At 47.7% G+C, this 20,706-nt stretch carries 12 protein-coding genes, 1 tRNA gene and 3 rRNA genes; 15 read left to right on the top strand and 1 reads right to left on the bottom strand.

The window, feature by feature from the left end; translation table 11 throughout:
- Nucleotides 1–173: 173 nt before the first annotated feature.
- The 8 genes from galU to ligA all read left to right on the top strand — a co-directional run bounded on the left by galU (nucleotide 174) and on the right by ligA (nucleotide 10,686).
- Complete coding sequence (gene galU, locus MHB43_RS28940) at nucleotides 174–1,052, top strand: UTP--glucose-1-phosphate uridylyltransferase GalU (protein WP_076328769.1); 879 nt, start codon at nucleotides 174–176, stop codon at nucleotides 1,050–1,052.
- Between the two features lie 181 nt (nucleotides 1,053–1,233).
- On the top strand, nucleotides 1,234–1,782 hold the full coding sequence (gene rfbC, locus MHB43_RS28935) for a dTDP-4-dehydrorhamnose 3,5-epimerase (protein ID WP_339179751.1): 549 nt from the start codon (nucleotides 1,234–1,236) through the stop codon (nucleotides 1,780–1,782).
- Nucleotides 1,783–1,836: 54 nt separating this feature from the next.
- Nucleotides 1,837–2,862, top strand: coding sequence for a dTDP-glucose 4,6-dehydratase (gene rfbB, locus MHB43_RS28930; RefSeq protein ID WP_339179749.1), 1,026 nt, complete (start codon nucleotides 1,837–1,839; stop codon nucleotides 2,860–2,862).
- Entirely contained in the window at nucleotides 2,859–3,740 is an 882-nt protein-coding gene (gene rfbD / locus MHB43_RS28925; protein WP_339179746.1) for a dTDP-4-dehydrorhamnose reductase, read from the top strand. Before rfbB ends, rfbD begins: the two co-directional genes overlap by 4 nt.
- Nucleotides 3,741–3,874: 134 nt before the next feature.
- Nucleotides 3,875–4,750 (top strand): phosphatidylinositol-specific phospholipase C/glycerophosphodiester phosphodiesterase family protein, encoded by an 876-nt coding sequence (locus MHB43_RS28920; protein ID WP_339179743.1) that lies wholly within the window; start codon nucleotides 3,875–3,877, stop codon nucleotides 4,748–4,750.
- Between the two features lie 115 nt (nucleotides 4,751–4,865).
- Nucleotides 4,866–5,561, top strand: a complete 696-nt coding sequence (locus MHB43_RS28915) for a heptaprenylglyceryl phosphate synthase (RefSeq protein WP_339179740.1) — start codon at nucleotides 4,866–4,868, stop codon at nucleotides 5,559–5,561.
- Nucleotides 5,562–6,092: 531 nt separating this feature from the next.
- Nucleotides 6,093–8,447, top strand: a complete 2,355-nt coding sequence (gene pcrA / locus MHB43_RS28910; protein WP_339179738.1) for a DNA helicase PcrA — start codon at nucleotides 6,093–6,095, stop codon at nucleotides 8,445–8,447.
- 217 nt (nucleotides 8,448–8,664) lie between these two features.
- Nucleotides 8,665–10,686: an NAD-dependent DNA ligase LigA gene (ligA, locus tag MHB43_RS28905; protein WP_339179736.1), complete on the top strand. Its 2,022-nt coding sequence runs from the start codon at nucleotides 8,665–8,667 to the stop codon at nucleotides 10,684–10,686.
- A 115-nt stretch (nucleotides 10,687–10,801) separates the two neighbouring features.
- Here ligA and MHB43_RS28900 read toward each other — a convergent pair whose 3' ends face one another.
- Entirely contained in the window at nucleotides 10,802–12,181 is a 1,380-nt protein-coding gene (locus MHB43_RS28900; RefSeq protein ID WP_405130877.1) for a molybdopterin-dependent oxidoreductase, read from the bottom strand.
- A gap of 599 nt (nucleotides 12,182–12,780) precedes the next feature.
- Between MHB43_RS28900 and MHB43_RS28895 the strand changes: the two genes are divergently transcribed.
- The 7 genes from MHB43_RS28895 (at nucleotide 12,781) to MHB43_RS28865 (ending at nucleotide 20,680) form a co-directional block, all read left to right on the top strand.
- Nucleotides 12,781–14,333: ribosomal RNA gene (locus tag MHB43_RS28895) — 16S ribosomal RNA — on the top strand.
- A gap of 108 nt (nucleotides 14,334–14,441) precedes the next feature.
- A tRNA-Ala gene (locus tag MHB43_RS28890) sits at nucleotides 14,442–14,517 on the top strand.
- Nucleotides 14,518–14,726: 209 nt separating this feature from the next.
- Nucleotides 14,727–17,654, top strand: a 23S ribosomal RNA gene (locus MHB43_RS28885).
- A 75-nt stretch (nucleotides 17,655–17,729) separates the two neighbouring features.
- Nucleotides 17,730–17,846 (top strand): 5S ribosomal RNA (gene rrf, locus MHB43_RS28880).
- Together the 16S, 23S and 5S rRNA genes with 1 tRNA gene alongside form the textbook arrangement of a ribosomal RNA operon.
- 179 nt (nucleotides 17,847–18,025) lie before the next feature.
- On the top strand, nucleotides 18,026–19,201 hold the full coding sequence (gene eis, locus MHB43_RS28875; protein ID WP_339179731.1) for a GNAT family N-acetyltransferase: 1,176 nt from the start codon (nucleotides 18,026–18,028) through the stop codon (nucleotides 19,199–19,201).
- Between the two features lie 461 nt (nucleotides 19,202–19,662).
- The gene (locus tag MHB43_RS28870) at nucleotides 19,663–20,124 is read left to right on the top strand and encodes a CtsR family transcriptional regulator (protein WP_036607135.1); all 462 of its coding nucleotides are present in this window, start codon (nucleotides 19,663–19,665) and stop codon (nucleotides 20,122–20,124) included.
- A 31-nt stretch (nucleotides 20,125–20,155) separates the two neighbouring features.
- Nucleotides 20,156–20,680 carry a UvrB/UvrC motif-containing protein gene (locus MHB43_RS28865; RefSeq protein WP_237178603.1) on the top strand — a complete coding sequence of 175 codons (525 nt, stop codon included), beginning with the start codon at nucleotides 20,156–20,158 and terminating at the stop codon, nucleotides 20,678–20,680.
- Nucleotides 20,681–20,706 lie beyond the last annotated feature (26 nt).

Below are 20,706 nucleotides of genomic sequence, written 5' to 3'. Positions count from 1 at the left end.
AGCTTTCTGAAAGAAAGCTGCATCGGAAGCATAAGCTATCACCAGATTTTAACCTTTGTAAAAGTGAATTAAAAAATCGGGGGATAACAGCGATCGGAAGGTTGTTCTGTCATCGGAGTGGTAAGTGTAAATATGCTTTAGTTTAACTTGTTTAACAAAAGGAGTGGGTTCGTATGCGTATTCGCAAAGCGATTATTCCAGCCGCAGGACTGGGTACCCGGTTTTTGCCTGCCACCAAGGCGATGCCTAAGGAAATGCTGCCCATCGTGGACAAGCCAACGATCCAGTATATTATTGAAGAAGCCGTAGCTTCAGGCATTGAAGATATCATTATTGTGACAGGTAAAGGGAAGCGGGCCATTGAAGATCACTTCGATTATTCTTTTGAGCTGGAGCAGAATCTGGCGGACAAACAGAAGTGGGACTTGCTTAACGAAGTACGCAAACCCTCCGAGATGGCAGATATCCATTATATCCGTCAAAAGGAACCGAAGGGACTTGGTCACGCCATCTGGTGCGCCCGCAAGTTTATCGGCAACGAACCTTTTGCCGTCCTGTTAGGGGACGATATTGTGGAAGCGGAACATCCCTGCCTGAAGCAGATGATCGATGTCTATGATGAACTGCAATCTCCAATTGTTGGTGTACAGCCTGTTGATTGGAGTGAGGTATCCCGCTATGGGATAGTGGACGGAGAGTTGCTGACCCCTACCGATGATCGTGTTTTTCGCGCTAGGCGCTTAATTGAGAAACCAAAGACCGAAGATTCACCCTCGAACTTGGCTATTATGGGACGTTACATTCTTACACCAGATATCTTCGACATCCTGGGTCAACAATCTGCTGGTGTTGGGGGAGAAATCCAGCTCACGGATGCCTTATCCCGACTGAATGAGCAGCGGCAGATTCTCGCATATCACTTTGATGGATTGCGTCATGATGTTGGCGAGAAGTTGGGCTTTATTGAGACATCGATTCACTACGCATTGCAGCGCCCGGATCTACGGAAAGATCTCTTAAAGTATTTAGAACAGGTCGTGAAGGATCAATAAATGGTTTTCCGCAATCCCTTGAAGTCCAGCCGAAGAATGATATCGCGGCTGGGCTTTAATTTATTTTATGGAAGAGTAAATATGAGGGTTATACAGGCCAATGAACAAACACTTACCCGACACTTTACATATACATAGTCAATATGAAGAAATGATGTCAACAGCAAAACGGAGGGATGTCATGAAGGTACTTCCGCTGTTTATGGATGGCGCTGCCATATTGGAACCCAAGGTTTATGGTGATCACCGTGGATATTTTATGGAGAGTTATAATGAGCAGGTTCTGCATGAACAGGGGATACAGCACGTCTTTATTCAGGACAATCAATCCTTGTCGGCTGAAGCAGGTGTTCTGCGTGGGCTTCATTATCAGCTTAAGCCCAAAGCACAGACTAAATTGGTGAGGGTTATATCTGGGGCTATCTATGATGTGATTGTGGATGTCCGCACCTCATCCCCTACTTTTGGCCAATGGAAAAGTGTCATTCTAAGTGAGTACAACCAGCGGCAACTGCTTGTTCCTCAAGGCTTTGCTCATGGATTTTGTACATTGGTGCCTCATTCCCAAGTAACTTATAAGGTAGACGCCTATTATTCGCCTGAACATGACCGTGGAATTCTATGGAATGATCCGTCGCTCGCCATTGATTGGCCTGTGACGAAACCTATATTATCGGAGAAGGATCAGAAGCATCCTTTACTGAAAGATGCTGAACTGAACTTTGACTAATTAATCAGACTTTTCAGATACTTCTGTATCTGGAGGCAGAGGGAGAGAGACCGCATGAAACTACTGGTTACGGGTGGGGCCGGATTTATCGGCAGCAACTTTGTGTTATATATGCTTCGTGAACATCCGAGTTATGAAATTATCAATGTGGATGCATTAACGTATGCAGGGAACTTGGAGAACTTGCATACGGTAGAGTCCAATCCCCGATATACCTTCATCAAGGCAGATATTGCAGATGTACAGCAGATGGAAGCTGTTTTTTCCCAAGGCATCGATGTGGTTGTGAATTTCGCTGCCGAGTCTCATGTGGATCGAAGTATTCTGTCCCCGGATATCTTTGTGCGTACCAATGTGATGGGTACTCAGGTTCTGCTGGATGCGGCAAAGAAGTATCAAGTCACCAAATTTGTTCAGGTATCGACGGATGAGGTGTATGGATCATTGGGTGCAGCAGGTTTATTTACTGAAGATACACCTCTGATGCCAAACAGTCCTTACTCTGCAAGTAAAGCTGGCGGGGATCTACTCGTAAGAGCTTATCATGAAACCTTTGGACTGCCTGTGAATATTACACGTTGCTCTAATAACTACGGGCCTTTTCAATTCCCTGAGAAACTGATTCCGCTGATTATATCCCGTGCATTAAATGATGAAGCCATTCCAGTATATGGTGACGGCCTCAATATTCGTGACTGGCTTTATGTCGAGGATCACTGTAGCGCGATTGATTTGGTGATTCATAATGGACAATCTGGAGAGGTATATAATATTGGCGGTAATAACGAACGTACTAATATGTATATTGTGCAGACTGTTTTGGAGCAACTGGGCAAACCAGCGAGTTTGATTAAACATGTACAGGACCGCTTGGGACATGACCGACGTTACGGTATAGATCCAACCAAAATACGTACAGAGCTCGGTTGGCAACCTGCACATAACTTTGAGACAGGGATCAGGGAGACAATCCAGTGGTATCTGAAACATCAAGACTGGTGGACGAGAATTCAATCAGGCGCGTATCAGGATTATGTCCAGCTTCAGTACGGTAAGCGGATGGGTGATTCTTCCCAATGAACTATAGAGTTATGGTGACTGGCTCCGCGGGACAGCTGGGTTATGATGTGGTGAAGACCTTCCAAGCAGAGGGTCATCAAGTACTGGCCTGTGATAGAAATCAGATGGATATTACCGATCAACAGCAGTGCACAAGTATGATTACAACGTTCCAGCCTCACATCATTATTCACTGTGCTGCCTACACGGCAGTTGATCAGGCTGAAGTGGATGAGGATGCAGCATACGCTGTGAATGTTTCAGGCACTAGAAATATTGCGGTTGCTGCCGAGAGTGTGAATGCGAAGCTCGTGTATATCAGTACCGATTATGTATTTGATGGGAGCGGGAGTACACCTTACCGAGAGTACGATGTAACCAATCCCCATAGTGTGTATGGCAAGTCCAAGCTTGCGGGGGAACGACTGGTTCAAAGTTTGTGTACGCAATGGTTTATCATTCGAACATCATGGGTGTTTGGCATATATGGCAGTAATTTTGTCAAAACCATGCTGGCACTTATGGAGAAGCGTCCACAACTGCAAGTTGTTCATGACCAACAAGGTTCGCCCACCTATACGGTGGATCTTGCCCGTTTCATTCATACTCTTTCTACGAGTGAAAAATATGGTATCTATCATGCTTCCAATTCAGGAACTTGCACATGGTACGATTTTGCACAGGCAATAAGAGAGGAAGCCGGTAAGCAGAGTGGGTTCGAGCCGACAGCCGAACTAACGCCATGCACAACCGATCAGTTTCCGCGTCCAGCCCCTCGTCCTGCATACTCGGTGATGGATCATCTTGCGATTCGAACGAACGGTCTGGAACCTCTGAGACCTTGGCGTGAGGCACTGATTGCGTTTTTGAAAGAGTGGAGTGTACAGCAAAAGGACTGAGCATGTGGAGGGTCTCTGCTTTATACCCATAGTTTACCCACCATTTAACAGCCGCCTCGGGCGGCTATTTTGTTTTGCACCTCATCAATTCGGGTAGTTAGCTAACAAAAAGGTACTGAGGATGTGAATGTGATATGAAACGCATTGCCGCCGTATTAATACTACTGATCGTTACCGTGGGCACACTCTTTTTCGCCTATGAAAGCGAGAGTGAGGAACAACGGGACGGATTTACCGCTTATAGATTAATCGCCCATGCGATGGGCAGCATTCGTGATCAACCCTATACCAATGCCTATGAAGCGATGATTGCCAATTACGAGAAAGGTACACGTGTATTTGAGATCGACTTTATGTTGACTTCGGATCGCAAAGCCGTAGCCAGACATGAATGGACCGCTAATATGAGTAAAATGCTAGGACAAGAAGAAGAGCTTCCAGAGGATAAACAGGCCGGGGCGTTGACACATGATGAATTCATGGATACGCCAATCTTGGGCATGTATCAACCCATGGATGCCGATGGCATTATAGATGTACTGGCTGAGTACCCGGATATGTATATCGTAACCGACACCAAGGAACAGAAGGATGAGGATATTCAGCAGGTGTTAAGATCCCTCGTGGATGCAGCCAAAGAACATGACCCATCCGTGCTGGATCGGGTGGTTGTACAGATTTATAACGAACCGATGCTCGAAACGGTGAAAGAAGTCTATGCATTCCCTTCCATTATCTATACGTTATATGCCACACAGGATACAGAAGCTCAGGTTGTTGATTTTGTGCAAAAGAATGATATTGATGCCGTGACTATGCCGGAATATAAAGTAAACCAGAATTTCGTCGCCAAGCTGAATAGCGCAGGCTCAGTCACCTACGTGCATACCATCAATGACACTGAACAGGTGGCTAACTATGAGAAATGGGGCGTGTACGGGGTCTACTCGGACGTGCTGACGGAGCAGGAACTGGTTGAGATGAATACACGTTTTGCCTGGAAACCGTAAAAATTCATGTTTTTCTGTTCCCCTTTTTATACGAACATTGACACTCACTGTCTGCTGACTTAGACTTAGTTTACAAGCTTTCTAGGATGCAGAAGAACCTCTGGAGGAATGTTCGTTGATAGACATGATTAAGCAGTGGAGACATGTATTTAAGCTTGACCCGGACCGGGAGATTACGGACGAAGAACTCGATCTGGTCTGCATGTCGGGGACCGATGCAATTATCGTCGGTGGATCTTCCGGAATTACCTATGATAACACGGTAGATCTGATGTCCCGTGTGCGTCGTTATGAGTTGCCATGTGTGCTTGAAGTATCTGACCTAGAGGCTGTTGTTCCCGGCTTTGATGGCTATTTGATCCCAATGGTCCTGAATGCAACGGACAGCAAATGGATGATTGGGCACCACCAGCAAGCCATAGAGCGTTACGGTTATCTTATCCCTTGGGATCTGCTGATTGCCGAGGGTTATATTGTGCTTAATGCAAACTCCACGGTAGCGCGGTTAACTGGTGCAGATACGGAACTGACGACAGGAGCTGCGGTGGCATACGCCCAGGCTGCGGAGCGTCTGCTCAATCTTCCAATTGTATACATGGAGTACAGCGGAACGTTCGGAGATATGGAGCTTGTTGGTGAGACACACAGACAATTGGATCGGGCACACCTTATCTACGGCGGCGGAATTGATGATCCGGAGAAAGCCTCGCAAGCTGCCCAGGTGGCAGATACCGTCGTGGTAGGTAACATTGTGTATAGCGATTTGACTAAGGCACTTGAGACGGTGTTGGCCGTAAAAGGAACCATTTAATCGGTTTAGTTTACCATTCCCCCATTTTCCCCTTATGATCTGTTAAAATAGAACTTTGCCCTTACTAATTAAAGAAGTTATATGAGCGTAATGTCGTTTACACGAGAACAAAGAGGAGAGAAGTGAGCTGGAGAAACGAAATGCTCGTTAAAAGCTTTCTGTAAGAAAGCTAAATCCTAAGCATGCTTCTATTACCTGATTTTGTTCTTTTTTTACTAAGAGATTCGTATACAGAACTATGTTTACACAGAAACGGAGAGTGCAGAAGCAATCTGAAGAAACGAAGTGTTCTCTCTTGTGTTTTTACTACCTTTAAATATAAGCTAAACTAATTTTTACACGAGAACGTAGAGGACAGAAATAAGCTGGAGAAGCGGAGCGTTCGCCTTTATTACCGGATTTTCACCTTTGAAAAAGTAGATCGAAAAATCCGGGAATAACAGCGATCGGAAGATTATTCTGTCATCGGAGTGGCGAGTGTAACCTATTAATTTTGCTTTATAGACCAACCAACGAAAGGAGCATGCATGCATGCAACCTGTAAATATACATGATGCCGTTGCACGACTTAACACCCCTCAACGGCAAGCCGTCGAGGCGACGGATGGCCCGCTGCTAATTATGGCCGGAGCGGGCTCTGGCAAGACGCGAGTGCTGACACACCGGATTGCCTACCTCATTGCAACACGGAAGGCACCCCCGTGGGGCATTTTAGCGATTACATTTACGAACAAAGCCGCCCGTGAGATGCAAGACCGTGTATCCCAACTGGTTGGTGGCTCCCAAGGCCGCGACATTTGGGTATCCACGTTCCACTCCATGTGCGTGCGAATTCTGCGCCGTGATATTGAACGTATTGGCTTTACCTCCAACTTCAGTATTTTGGACTCATCGGACCAATTATCTGTTATTCGCAGCTGTATGAAAGATCAGAATATCGATACCAAGAAATTCGAACCGAAAGCAGTTCAATCGATGATGAGCACGGCCAAGAATGAACTGATTAGTCCGGAGCAATATGAGAAGCAGGCAGGAGATTATTTCGAAGGTATTGTAGCGAAGATATATAAGATGTACCAGAAACGGTTAAGAGCCAACAACTCACTTGATTTCGACGATCTCATTATGCAGACTATTCAACTGTTCAAAGAAGTGCCGGAAGTCCTCGACTTTTATCAAAAGAAATTCCAGTACATTCACGTGGACGAGTACCAGGATACGAACCGTGCACAGTACATGCTGTGCCGCATGCTGGCTGACAGTCACCACCACATCTGCGTTGTAGGGGATAGTGACCAGTCGATTTATCGCTGGCGTGGGGCGGATATCAGCAATATCCTGAACTTTGAGAAAGACTACCCTGAAGCAAGTACGATTTTGCTGGAGCAGAACTATCGTTCAACTTCCAATATCCTGAATGCAGCCAATGAAGTGATCGGCCTGAATACAGGGCGTAAACCGAAGAAACTGTGGACGGACAAAGAGGGTGGTTCGAAGATCAAGGTGTACCGTGCGGATTCCGAGCATGATGAGGGGTATTTTGTTACCTCCGAGATTAGTAAAAATGTGAAGAACGGCAAATCCTATCAAAACCATGCTATTTTGTACCGTACCAACGCCCAGTCCCGGGTTATAGAGGAAATTCTGATCAAGTCTGATATTCCGTATCAGATTGTCGGCGGCATTAAGTTCTATGATCGTAAAGAGATCAAGGACATTCTGGCGTATCTGCGCCTGTTATCTAACCCCGACGATGATATCAGTCTTACCCGGATCATTAATGTACCGAAACGTAGCATCGGTGATACAACGGTAGCGAAGCTGGCGGCTGCGGCAGGAGAGCGTGGAATTTCTATTTTCCGTGTACTTCAGGTCGTAGATGATCTTGGTTTTGCTGGCCGTACGCGTAATGCGCTGGTGGAGTTCTATGACATGATCGCTGCGTTGCATCAGATGGTAGAGTATCTGTCTGTAACTGAACTGACTGAGAAGATTCTTGAGATGAGTCAATACCGTCTTGAAATGCAAAATGAAAACACACTCGAATCCCGTGCACGGCTGGAGAACATTGAAGAGTTCCTGTCGGTAACGATGGAATTCGAGAAAAATAATGAAGACAAAACGCTGGTGTCGTTCCTCACCGATCTTGCATTGATTGCTGACATCGACAGCATGAACGATGATGAAGAGGATCAGAGCGACGCGGTTACCCTGATGACCATGCACAGCGCCAAAGGTCTGGAGTTCCCGGTTGTCTTTATCGTGGGTATGGAGGAAGGAGTCTTCCCGCATAGCCGTGCCTTTATGGACAATGAAGAACTGGAAGAAGAACGCCGACTTGCTTATGTAGGGATCACCCGTGCGGAAGAGCAACTGTTCCTGTCCTGTGCACAGATGCGGACGTTGTTTGGACGTACCGCAGCGAACCCACCTTCCCGCTTCTTGGATGAAATTCCGGATGAGCTGAAGGAAGACACCTCCATGGCTCGTGATCGTTACCGTCGTGGAAGTAGCGGAGGCGGCTCATATGGTGGACGTGGGTTAGGCTCTAGTGGAGGAAGTAACTTCGGTGGTGGCACCAAGCTGTTCGATCACCAAAGCAAGAGTGGTTCATCTGCTACCTCATCCACGCCAACTTCTCGTGTGACCACGAGTACCTCCCGCCCAACATACTCTACGCCATCATCTGCTTCCAAGCCAGTAGCTTCTGATGGTGAAGCAGGATTCAAGGCAGGAGATAAAGTGCAGCATGGCAAATGGGGAACAGGCACCATTGTTGCGGTCAAAGGGACAGGTAATGATACCGAACTGCAGATTGCCTTCCCGGCTCCGGTGGGTGTGAAACGTTTGCTTGCCGGCTTTGCCCCAATTACCAAAGTAGAATGATTTTTGAACGAAACTTCCTTTTGCACGATAACAGAGAGACTAAAATAACTTGAAGAAGCATGGCGTTTGCCTTTATCCCCGGATTTCTACCTTCAAATTGGATAAAAAGAAATCCGGGGATAACAGCGATTGGAAAGTTAATCTGTTATCGGAGTTTACGTGCAATAGGAGTGTTCGTTCTACATATATGATCAAATTAACGGAGGGATGGCCCTGTATGGACCCGATGCACCGGATGGAGCAACTCGTTACCGAGCTGAACCAGCATAATTATCAGTACTACACGATGGATCAGCCACAGATCAGCGATAAGGAGTATGATCTTCTGTACGATGAACTGGTTACGCTGGAACAGGAAAGCGGCATGGTTCTGCCTGATTCTCCAACACAGCGTGTGGGTGGCGAACTGCTAAAGGGGTTTACCCCGCATCGCCACTTATCTTCCTTATGGAGTCTGGACAAAGCACAGAATATTGAGCAGCTTCGTAGCTGGAATACCCGTGTACTGAAACTGATTAATGACTATAACAGTAAAAATCCCGATACGCCTTTACCGGAACCAGGTTATGTAATCGAGTTGAAGTTTGACGGATTGACGTTGAACCTGACATACACCAACGGTGAGTTGGTGCAAGCCTCTACACGAGGGAACGGTACCGTAGGTGAAGGTATTTTGGCACAGGTAAGAACGATCCGATCCGTTCCGCTCAAAATTCCTTACACAAGCGGTACGATTGAAGTACAGGGTGAAGGCATCATGAATCTGTCTGTCTTGGACCGATACAATGAGACAGCGGCAGAGCCACTCAAGAATGCGCGTAATGCAGCAGCAGGAGCGCTCCGCAACCTGAATCCGAAGGCGACGGCTGAGCGTCGGTTGAATGCTTATTTTTATAATGTAGGTTATTCGGATGACATTCAGTTTGCCAATCATCAGCAGATGATGGACTTCCTGCGTGAGAACCGCTTCAAAGTGAATCCGTCGATTACTTATTTCCATGAGTTTGATGATGTGATGGAACAATTGGCTGCGATTCAGGAGAACCGGGGTCAGCTGGACTATCTGATCGATGGAGCTGTTATCAAAATTACGGACATGCGCACCCGCGAGGTGTTGGGTTATACCGATAAATTCCCTCGCTGGGCGGTGGCATATAAATTCGAGGCAGAAGAGACCACTACGGTTCTTAATGCTGTGGTATGGAATGTGGGCCGTACTGGCAAAGTAACTCCGCTGGCACGCGTAGAGCCGGTTGAACTTGCCGGAGTAACGGTACAGAACTGTACTTTGAACAATGTCGGCGATATTGAGCGCAAAAACCTGAAGTTTGCTCTGGGCACACGGGTCTTTATCCGTCGCTCCAACGACGTCATTCCTGAGATTCTGGGTAAAGTGACGGAGGAGAGTGATGGTGAGGAGATCGTCTTCCCTGAGCAGTGTCCTGCATGTGGATTCCCACTGGAGCAACGCGGAGCGCATCTGTTCTGTAACAATAGACTTGCGTGTAAACCACAAACGGTGGCACGTATTTCCCATTTTGCCTCCCGTGATGCCATGGACATTGAGACGTTCAGTGAGAAAACAGCGATTCAGTTGTATGATGAATTGAACGTACGTGAGCCTGCCGACCTGTATACGTTACAGTTTGATGATCTGGTGAAGCTGGAGCGGTTTGGGGAAAAGAAAGCGAACAACCTTATCGCTGCGCTTGAGCTTAGTAAAGATAGAGACTTGGCTTCCTTCTTATACTCACTGGGTATTCCGAACACAGGTAAATCGACAACGCGCATGCTCGCAGATCATTATCGAGATCTGCACGCCATTATGAATGCAACCGTGGAAGAACTGGTTGAACTACCCGACGTCGGTGGTATCGTGGCTGAGAGCATCGTAAACTTTTTTGTAGATCCTTTTACACAGGCTGCGATTGAGAAAATGCTCAACTTGGGCGTGAAAGCTCAGGCACCTGAGGCACCAGCCGTTGCTGTTGTGGAAGATTCCTTCTTCAGTGGTAAAACGGTCGTCTTGACCGGAACGCTGCACCAATTGACGCGCGAAGAGGCGACGCAAAGACTGGAAGCGCTCGGAGCGAAGGTGACTGGCAGTGTGTCGAAAAAGACAGATCTGGTTATTGCCGGAGAGAAGGCAGGTAGTAAACTAACCAAAGCTCATGATCTCGGTATTCCTACGATTGAGGATGAGGACGAACTTGTACGTCTTTTGAACCCACAGGGTTAGAGGATAAATGAACAAAAGAGTTCATATAAAAAAAGCCCCCGAAGACACGAATATGTGATCGGGGGCTTTTGCTATTTTACAACGAATGAACGCTCACCAATTTTATCTTATCTGATCATGATCCACTTAAATTGTTAGGAATGCGCTGAGATGCGCCTGTAAGCCATGCATCCTTGTCATATCCTCGTTCTTCCCAGTAACCGATATGTTCACTGTCGATGAGTTCAATGCGATTTAACCATTTTACTGATTTGTAGGCATACATTTGAGGAATGACGAGCCGTACCGGACCGCCAAGATCAGCCGGGATAGGTTTGCCATCATGCATGACAGCGACCATAATATCCTCCATCTGCGCTTGATCCATCGTAATCGCATCTGTATACACACCATCACCGGAATAAAACTTTACACTATGAGCTTCCGGTTTGACCCCGGCTTGTTTCAAAAGCTGTGCAAGAGAAATGCCTTCCCAGGTATTCTTATATACAGACCAGCCCGTTACACAGTGGAAATCACTAACCTGTACGGTACGCGCCATCTTCACGAATTGTTCCCAATTCCAAATCTGTGCCCGCTCAACTAGTCCATCGATTCGGAAAGACCAGTTAGCATTGGAGAAGGATGGTATAGGCGTAACGGTATATACGCGGAAATGACCTTCAGCTCCGCCTCCAATGGGAGGTGAAGAGGCAGACAGCGGTTGTGGCAGAGGAACCATACGGTTAGGATCGTTCTCCAGCATGCTATCAATACTATTATCGATCTTGAGATTTCGTCCTACCCAGGATATAAAAGTAGGACCAAGAGTCACGGCGAGACCAACCCCCACAGTAGAACGGATGAAAGCTCGTCGTGTATACAACGGTTGAGGTCGCTCCTCTGATTTGAGGGGATCTCTCTCGGAACTGCGATCAAACTGGGAAGAAGATATAGCAGCCAGAGTTTCTTTTTCATCCAATATTGAATCAGATGGATCAGCTGAATTTTGAGTTCGTGTTGAAGTTGTAGGTGTAGTGGTTTTAACCGCACGACGTGCAGGGTCCTTTAACCATTTGGTCCGAGTGATGGAGTGATAGATAATATAAGGTAAGCCCACCCAAGTCAGCAGGTCATGGATCAGAAGTGCAGCATTCGACCATCGAGGTCCAGCCAGCTTGAACTGCCATAACACAATACCCGAGAGTAGCCAGCCTACCAGCAGAGCAAGAACAAAGATGGTGTTCACCCTTTGCCAAGGTCTGTTACGAAGCTGTTTCCAGTGCTTTCCGGCCAAAATCAAGTAATATACTACGGGTGCCAGCATAGCTAGCCCAACGATGATATGTAGCCATTTTAACCAGACACGTCCAATTCCGAGTATCTCTCGCCAAAAGCCGCCTACCAGCATAAGACCTGATATAGCAAGGATCACAACAATCCAGGCATTCCAAGAATGGATGGAAACCAACTTTTTGCCGTAACCTTTGCGTCTGTTCTTTAACCATTGCTTCAAGTGCGATCACCCCATATAGGTTAGTAATGAGTTTATTCAGAACTTTGATATGTAATAGCTAGCTGTGAATGGAGTACGTGATCTGTGTAAAGGTGCAATGTGAGATGGTTATACGATTGTTCATAGGCTACTTATGAAAGTAGTACACTTGACTGCTTAACCTTATCTCTATATCTATATACCTTATTATAGAGTTTTTGGATCACTTTCTCCAAACGAACAGAAGGGCAGGGATCGTTATCCCATCTTGGGTTCAGAGCATGTGCTAATCTGTCGAATACAGGTTGGAGGCAAGACACCGTAGATGAAAATATCATGATATCAAAAGGGTGATTAAAAATGCTTGCTAAATAAATCACTACGTGATATATTATTTCTTGTCGCTTCAAACGAATGATTGTCATAATCATTTGAAAGATGACGAAAACAAAGTGTTGACAGTAAGTTAGTTAACATGATATGATAAGATTCCTGTCCGGTTGACAAACATCAAGATAAACGGACATACAAGTTCCTTGAAAACTGAACAAATGGATAGTAACTTTTGATTCAAAATGAATCGTCAGATTCAAAATGAGCTTATCGCTCTTTTCAATACTTTATTGGAGAGTTTGATCCTGGCTCAGGACGAACGCTGGCGGCATGCCTAATACATGCAAGTCGAGCGGAGTATCAAGGAAGCTTGCTTCCTTGATAGTTAGCGGCGGACGGGTGAGTAACACGTAGGCAACCTGCCCTCAAGTTTGGGACAACTACCGGAAACGGTAGCTAATACCGAATAGTTGTTTTCTTCGCCTGAAGGAAACTGGAAAGACGGAGCAATCTGTCACTTGGGGATGGGCCTGCGGCGCATTAGCTAGTTGGTGGGGTAACGGCTCACCAAGGCGACGATGCGTAGCCGACCTGAGAGGGTGATCGGCCACACTGGGACTGAGACACGGCCCAGACTCCTACGGGAGGCAGCAGTAGGGAATCTTCCGCAATGGGCGAAAGCCTGACGGAGCAATGCCGCGTGAGTGATGAAGGTTTTCGGATCGTAAAGCTCTGTTGCCAGGGAAGAACGCTTGGGAGAGTAACTGCTCTCAAGGTGACGGTACCTGAGAAGAAAGCCCCGGCTAACTACGTGCCAGCAGCCGCGGTAATACGTAGGGGGCAAGCGTTGTCCGGAATTATTGGGCGTAAAGCGCGCGCAGGCGGTCATTTAAGTCTGGTGTTTAATCCCGGGGCTCAACCCCGGATCGCACTGGAAACTGGGTGACTTGAGTGCAGAAGAGGAGAGTGGAATTCCACGTGTAGCGGTGAAATGCGTAGATATGTGGAGGAACACCAGTGGCGAAGGCGACTCTCTGGGCTGTAACTGACGCTGAGGCGCGAAAGCGTGGGGAGCAAACAGGATTAGATACCCTGGTAGTCCACGCCGTAAACGATGAGTGCTAGGTGTTAGGGGTTTCGATACCCTTGGTGCCGAAGTTAACACATTAAGCACTCCGCCTGGGGAGTACGGTCGCAAGACTGAAACTCAAAGGAATTGACGGGGACCCGCACAAGCAGTGGAGTATGTGGTTTAATTCGAAGCAACGCGAAGAACCTTACCAGGTCTTGACATCCCTCTGATCGATGCAGAGATGTATCTTTCCTTCGGGACAGAGGAGACAGGTGGTGCATGGTTGTCGTCAGCTCGTGTCGTGAGATGTTGGGTTAAGTCCCGCAACGAGCGCAACCCTTATATTTAGTTGCCAGCACTTCGGGTGGGCACTCTAGATAGACTGCCGGTGACAAACCGGAGGAAGGTGGGGATGACGTCAAATCATCATGCCCCTTATGACCTGGGCTACACACGTACTACAATGGCCGGTACAACGGGCTGCGAAATCGCGAGATGGAGCCAATCCCAACAAAGCCGGTCTCAGTTCGGATTGCAGGCTGCAACTCGCCTGCATGAAGTCGGAATTGCTAGTAATCGCGGATCAGCATGCCGCGGTGAATACGTTCCCGGGTCTTGTACACACCGCCCGTCACACCACGAGAGTTTATAACACCCGAAGTCGGTGGGGTAACCGCAAGGAGCCAGCCGCCGAAGGTGGGATAGATGATTGGGGTGAAGTCGTAACAAGGTAGCCGTATCGGAAGGTGCGGCTGGATCACCTCCTTTCTATGGAGAATCGTTTCCTGCAACGGAAACATTCAAATACGCAGGTTCATAGAACCTGCAACAGCAACACAGTTACTTATCCATTTGTTCAGTTTTGATGGAATTTGAGGGGCCATAGCTCAGCTGGGAGAGCGCCTGCCTTGCAAGCAGGAGGTCAGCGGTTCGATCCCGCTTGGCTCCACCAAACAATTTCATCTATTTGGCTTGTTCTTTGAAAACTAGATATCGAAACGAAACAAACGCGAATTAGAACATTCCTTTAAGCTGATCTTGTGTAAACAAGTCAAGTGTATAAAGGTAGTTAAATTGCTTTTGTGAGGGTATCGAATGGGAGCGACTTTTGGCTTTGCGCAAGCAAAACAAGGGAAGCGAGCAGTTGAAACCGGAGCACGAGGTTAAGCTACTAAGAGCACACGGAGGATGCCTAGGCGCTAGGAGCCGATGAAGGACGTGGCGAACAACGAAACTGCCTCGGGGAGCTGTAAGCAAGCTTTGATCCGGGGGTGTCCGAATGGGGAAACCCAGCTGGGGTAATTTCCAGTTACTCATAACTGAATACATAGGTTATGCAGAGGCATACCAGGGGAACTGAAACATCTAAGTACCCTGAGGAAGAGAAAACAATAGTGATTCCGTCAGTAGCGGCGAGCGAACGCGGAGAAGCCCAAACCAGAGAGCTTGCTCTTTGGGGTTGTGGGACGTCTCACATGGAGTTACAAAGGAACCGGTTAAGCGAAGAGGTCTGGAAAGGCCCGCCAAAGAAGGTAAAAGCCCTGTAGTTGAAAGTCTGTTCCCTCCGAGACGGATCCCGAGTAGTGCGGGGCACGTGAAACCCCGTATGAATCCGGCAGGACCATCTGCCAAGGCTAAATACTTCCTAGCGACCGATAGTGAAGCAGTACCGTGAGGGAAAGGTGAAAAGCACCCCGGAAGGGGAGTGAAATAGAACCTGAAACCGTGTGCTTACAAAAAGTCAGAGCCCGTTTTAGGGGTGATGGCGTGCCTTTTGTAGAATGAACCGGCGAGTTACGTTCCCGTGCAAGGTTAAGGTGAAGAGCCGGAGCCGCAGCGAAAGCGAGTCTGAATAGGGCGACATAGTACGTGGACGTAGACCCGAAACCGGGTGATCTACCCCTGTCCAGGGTGAAGGTGCGGTAACACGCACTGGAGGCCCGAACCCACGCATGTTGAAAAATGCGGGGATGAGGTGGGGGTAGCGGAGAAATTCCAATCGAACTCGGAGATAGCTGGTTCTCCCCGAAATAGCTTTAGGGCTAGCCTCGGAAAACAGAGTCGTGGAGGTAGAGCACTGATTGGGTGCGGGGCCCGCAAGGGTTACCAAGCTCAGTCAAACTCCGAATGCCATAGACTTACTTCCGGGAGTCAGACAGTGAGTGCTAAGATCCATTGTCAAAAGGGAAACAGCCCAGACCATCAGCTAAGGTCCCCAAGTGTGTGTTAAGTGGGAAAGGATGTGGAGTTGCACAGACAACCAGGATGTTGGCTTAGAAGCAGCCATCATTGAAAGAGTGCGTAATAGCTCACTGGTCGAGTGACTCTGCGCCGAAAATGTAACGGGGCTAAACACACCACCGAAGCTATGGCTTGATGCTTTGCATCAGGGGTAGGGGAGCGTTGTATAAGGGTTGAAGGTGTACCGTAAGGAGCGCTGGACATTATACAAGTGAGAATGCCGGTATGAGTAACGAAAAGATCAGTGAGAATCTGATCCGCCGAAAGCCTAAGGGTTCCTGAGGAAGGCTCGTCCGCTCAGGGTAAGTCGGGACCTAAGGCGAGGCCGAAAGGCGTAGTCGAAGGACAACAGGTCGAAATTCCTGTACCACCGTAAGCCGTTATGAGCAATGGGGGGACGCAGTAGGGTAGTGACGCGGACTGATGGATGTCCGTCTAAGCAGTGAGGCTGATGTGTAGGCAAATCCGCACATTGTAAGGCTGAGCTGTGATGGGGAGCGAAAATTGTAGTAGCGAAGGTCATGATCTCACACTGCCAAGAAAAGCCTCTAGCCAGGTGATGGTGCCCGTACCGCAAACCGACACAGGTAGGCGAGAAGAGTATTCTAAGGCGCGCGGAAGAACTCTCGTTAAGGAACTCGGCAAAATGACCCCGTAACTTCGGGAGAAGGGGTGCCCCGGTAGTGTGAATAGCACGAGGGGGCCGCAGTGAAAAGGCCCAAGCGACTGTTTAGCAAAAACACAGGTCTGTGCGAAGCCGTAAGGCGAAGTATACGGGCTGACGCCTGCCCGGTGCTGGAAGGTTAAGGGGAGTGGTTAGGGAGCAATCCCGAAGCTGTGAACCGAAGCCCCAGTAAACGGCGGCCGTAACTATAACGGTCCTAAGGTAGCGAAATTCCTTGTCAGGTAAATTCTGACCCGCACGAATGGCGTAACGACTTGGGCGCTGTCTCAACGAGAGATCCGGTGAAATTTTAATACCTGTGAAGATGCAGGTTACCCGCGACAAGACGGAAAGACCCCATGGAGCTTTACTGCAGCTTGATATTGAATTTGGGTACGATCTGTACAGGATAGGTGGGAGCCTTTGAAGCATGAGCGCCAGCTTGTGTGGAGGCAACGTTGGGATACCACCCTGATCGTATCTAGGTTCTAACCTGGTACCGTAATCCGGTGCGGGGACAGTGTCAGGTGGGCAGTTTGACTGGGGCGGTCGCCTCCTAAAGAGTAACGGAGGCGCCCAAAGGTTCCCTCAGAATGGTTGGAAATCATTCGAAGAGTGCAAAGGCATAAGGGAGCTTGACTGCGAGACCTACAAGTCGAGCAGGGACGAAAGTCGGGCTTAGTGATCCGGTGGTACCGCATGGAAGGGCCATCGCTCAACGGATAAAAGCTACCCTGGGGATAACAGGCTTATCTCCCCCAAGAGTCCACATCGACGGGGAGGTTTGGCACCTCGATGTCGGCTCATCGCATCCTGGGGCTGAAGTAGGTCCCAAGGGTTGGGCTGTTCGCCCATTAAAGCGGTACGCGAGCTGGGTTCAGAACGTCGTGAGACAGTTCGGTCCCTATCTGTCGTGGGCGTAGGAAATTTGAGAGGAGCTGTCCTTAGTACGAGAGGACCGGGATGGACGTACCGCTGGTGTACCAGTTGTTCCGCCAGGAGCACCGCTGGGTAGCTATGTACGGACGGGATAAACGCTGAAAGCATCTAAGCGTGAAGCCCCCCTCAAGATGAGATTTCCCAGTATGTAAGACCCCTTGAAGACGACGAGGTAGATAGGCTGGGGGTGGAAGTGCAGCAATGCATGGAGCTGACCAGTACTAATCGGTCGAGGGCTTATCCAATAGCAAGTGATAATTCGCATGTTTCGTTTCGAATCTAGTTTTCAGAGAACAACACTCTGAAATGTAAGCTACGCGTTTGGTGGCGATGGCGGAGGGGTTCCACACGTACCCATCCCGAACACGACCGTTAAGCCCTCTAGCGCCGATGGTACTTGGACCGCAGGGTCCTGGGAGAGTAGGACGCCGCCAAGCGAAGAACCACTGCCGATGTTATTCGGTGGTGGTTTTTATTTGTTTATTTAAGGGGATGCGAAAGCATCTCTTATTTGACTTTGTAAGAATCCTCTGACACACTCTAAGGGGTACATATATCACATATCAGGCCATGATTTGGATTGATAATAACTCTAGCGAATGGGGTGTAGGACGACATGGAAATTCAGAAATTGACGGTAGATGATTTTGAACCGGCGATGGCACTCTCCGAATATGCTTTTCAAGTAGTAATGGGTGAAGAACAGAAAGAAAAACGGAGGAGTCAATTTTCGTCACAGGATATATGGGGTGTATATGAGGACGGGCAACTAGGAGCCAAACTTCACATCATTCCTTTTCAAACCTATATTCATGGCAGATCGTTCGAGATGGGCGGTATTGCGGGTGTTGCCACCTGGCCAGAGTATAGACGCAAAGGCTGGGTAGCGGGTCTGCTGAAGCATGCGTTGGAAGAAATGAATCGTAACAAACAAAGTATATCATTCTTGCATCCATTCTCCTTTGGTTTCTATCGGAAGTATGGATGGGAGACGTATGTTGAATTTAAACGTTATAAAGTGCCTGCAGCTCATTTGCCTTCGAAGAAAGCGACACCTGGAACGATTCGGCGTGGGGATCCGGCCCTCAGCATACTAAAGGAAGTATACAGTGCTTATGCTGAGCGTTATAACGGAACTCTGGTTCGGGATGATGCAAGGTGGGAGAATTCAGTTCTTGTTAATGGGACCAGCCAGAAGGCTGTATATTACGATGAAGCTGATGCAGCACAAGGTTATCTTTTATATGAGGTTAAGGAAAATAAATTTACCATTAAAGAGATCATCTATCTGAATGAAGAGGCGAGGCAAGGGCTGTGGACCTTCATTGCTAACCATGATTCCATGATCCAGGAAGTTACGTTGCAGGCGCCTGCCAGTGATACGCTTGCCTTCCAACTGGATAACCCACGGATTCAGCAGGAGATTGTACCTTATTTTATGGCGCGTATCGTTAGTGTAGAGCAGTTTATATCTCAGTATCCATTTGCAAGCCAGGACTCACCGGTGCAGATTGTTCTACAGGTAGAGGATACCTACGCTCCGTGGAATGAAGGGGTATGGCAATTAAACGTGGCAATGAACGGAACAGCGTCCATATGGAAAACTTCGGAGGCAATTAATGATGATCAGACCATTAAGGTGGATATTCAATCCCTTACCGCGGTGCTGATGGGATATCGCAGACCAACGGAAATGGCACGAATCGGAAGAATTCACGGACCGAACACAGCAATCATGGCTTTGGAAGAAGCGATTCCTGAACGGGAAACCTATTTGCTTGATTTCTTCTGATAGCTATTCCCACTGCTCCATTTAACTTGATTAGCTTATATAGAAATACGGCGTGATCGAAAGACAAATGGACTTCTCCAGCAATTTTGGGGAGGTTTTTTTGTGTCCGGGGAATATTTCGTGTAAAATCGTAAAAAATGAATAGTGACCCCACTTGGCAAAACCACAAAATATGCTATAATGGTTATAAAGTCAAAGAAAGTCAAAGTCAACTAAAGGTTTAATACTTAAGTAGCTTTCTTTCTACAATCTGATGCATGATCGCCAATATACGGGATTCATTTCGTTGGAGGATCAAGGGAATATTAAAGGACCTTCGTGCTTCCTTCGCTCTCCTGTTGACACCTTTGGAAGCAAGATTCGCTGTTTCCCTGATTGGTTAAATGGGTAGAGAAGGTGTACTCTGTGGGGGCGTGTGGGTCCTTATTGACTTAACGTTTCAGACAGTGGAGGATGATTGGATGCGTAATATCTCTGATATTATCGAACGATATCTGAAGAGTATTTTGCATGAAAGTCCCGAAGGAATGGTTGAAATTCAGCGTAATGATCTGGCAGATCAATTCTCATGTGTACCTTCCCAGATCAATTATGTCATCAGCACACGTTTTACACTCGAGAAGGGATACCTGGTAGAGAGTAAACGCGGCGGTGGTGGTTATGTTCGCATACAGCGCATTGAATTACCGGCCCAATCAGCTCTGCATAATCATTTGCACCATAGTATTGGTGAAGAGATCGGGCAGACAGCTGCCGAAGGATTGATCTATCAATTGGAAGAAGCACGCTTCTTGAGCAAGCGGGAAGCCGGGTTGATGCGAGCTGCTGTATCTAGAGAGGTTATATTAGTCAAACTTCCTTACCGGGATCAAATTCGTGCCAGAATGTTGAAGGCGATGTTAATATCTTTGCTCGGTAAATGAAAACTATCGGGGTCAAAGGAGGTACATCAATATGCTGTGCCAAGAATGCAATAAACGTCCGGCGACACTTCATTTTACGAAGATCGTAAATGGAGAGAAGACGGAATTCCATATTTGTGAGTCATGTGCCCGTGAAAAAGGGGAAATGATCCCTGGAACAGCAGGTGGGTTTTCCATTCACAACTTATTGTCTGGATTGCTTGATTTTGATCCAGCCAGCAAAAGTGGATCGGCAGGAACACCCCCTGCAAAAGCACTTCAATGTGAAGAGTGTGGTATGACGTATTCACAATTTAGCAAGATAGGCCGGTTCGGCTGCAGTTCATGTTATAAATATTTTGACAGCCGCCTGGATCCTTTGTTCAAGCGGGTTCATGGTAATACGTCCCATGTAGGCAAAGTGCCTGCACGAGCTGGTGGTCGCATCAAGGTGAAACGGCAAATCGCTGATCTGAAGCGTGAGCTCCAGGAGAGCATCGCGCAAGAGGAATTTGAAGAGGCGGCTCAGATCCGTGACCAGATCAGAGGACTTGAAAAAGGAATAGCTCAGGAGTAAAGTTTGTCATGAGTAGGAGGGATGTG

The sequence above is a fragment of the Paenibacillus sp. FSL H8-0317 genome (assembly GCF_045040685.1).
Lineage (GTDB): Bacteria > Bacillota > Bacilli > Paenibacillales > Paenibacillaceae > Paenibacillus.
The sequence above is the reverse complement of the archived record's forward strand: the minus strand, read 5'-3'. Positions and strand labels throughout refer to the sequence as shown.

What these genes read in the sequence shown, in the direction of transcription:
- galU (WP_076328769.1), top strand. Translation starts at nt 174, where the DNA reads ATGCGTATTCGCAAAGCGATTATTCCAGCCGCAGGACTGGGTACCCGG.
- rfbC (WP_339179751.1), top strand. Translation starts at nt 1,234, where the DNA reads ATGAAGGTACTTCCGCTGTTTATGGATGGCGCTGCCATATTGGAACCC.
- rfbB (WP_339179749.1), top strand. Translation starts at nt 1,837, where the DNA reads ATGAAACTACTGGTTACGGGTGGGGCCGGATTTATCGGCAGCAACTTT.
- rfbD (WP_339179746.1), top strand. Translation starts at nt 2,859, where the DNA reads ATGAACTATAGAGTTATGGTGACTGGCTCCGCGGGACAGCTGGGTTAT.
- MHB43_RS28920 (WP_339179743.1), top strand. Translation starts at nt 3,875, where the DNA reads ATGAAACGCATTGCCGCCGTATTAATACTACTGATCGTTACCGTGGGC.
- pcrA (WP_339179738.1), top strand. Translation starts at nt 6,093, where the DNA reads ATGCAACCTGTAAATATACATGATGCCGTTGCACGACTTAACACCCCT.
- ligA (WP_339179736.1), top strand. Translation starts at nt 8,665, where the DNA reads ATGGACCCGATGCACCGGATGGAGCAACTCGTTACCGAGCTGAACCAG.
- eis (WP_339179731.1), top strand. Translation starts at nt 18,026, where the DNA reads ATGGAAATTCAGAAATTGACGGTAGATGATTTTGAACCGGCGATGGCA.
- MHB43_RS28870 (WP_036607135.1), top strand. Translation starts at nt 19,663, where the DNA reads ATGCGTAATATCTCTGATATTATCGAACGATATCTGAAGAGTATTTTG.
- MHB43_RS28865 (WP_237178603.1), top strand. Translation starts at nt 20,156, where the DNA reads ATGCTGTGCCAAGAATGCAATAAACGTCCGGCGACACTTCATTTTACG.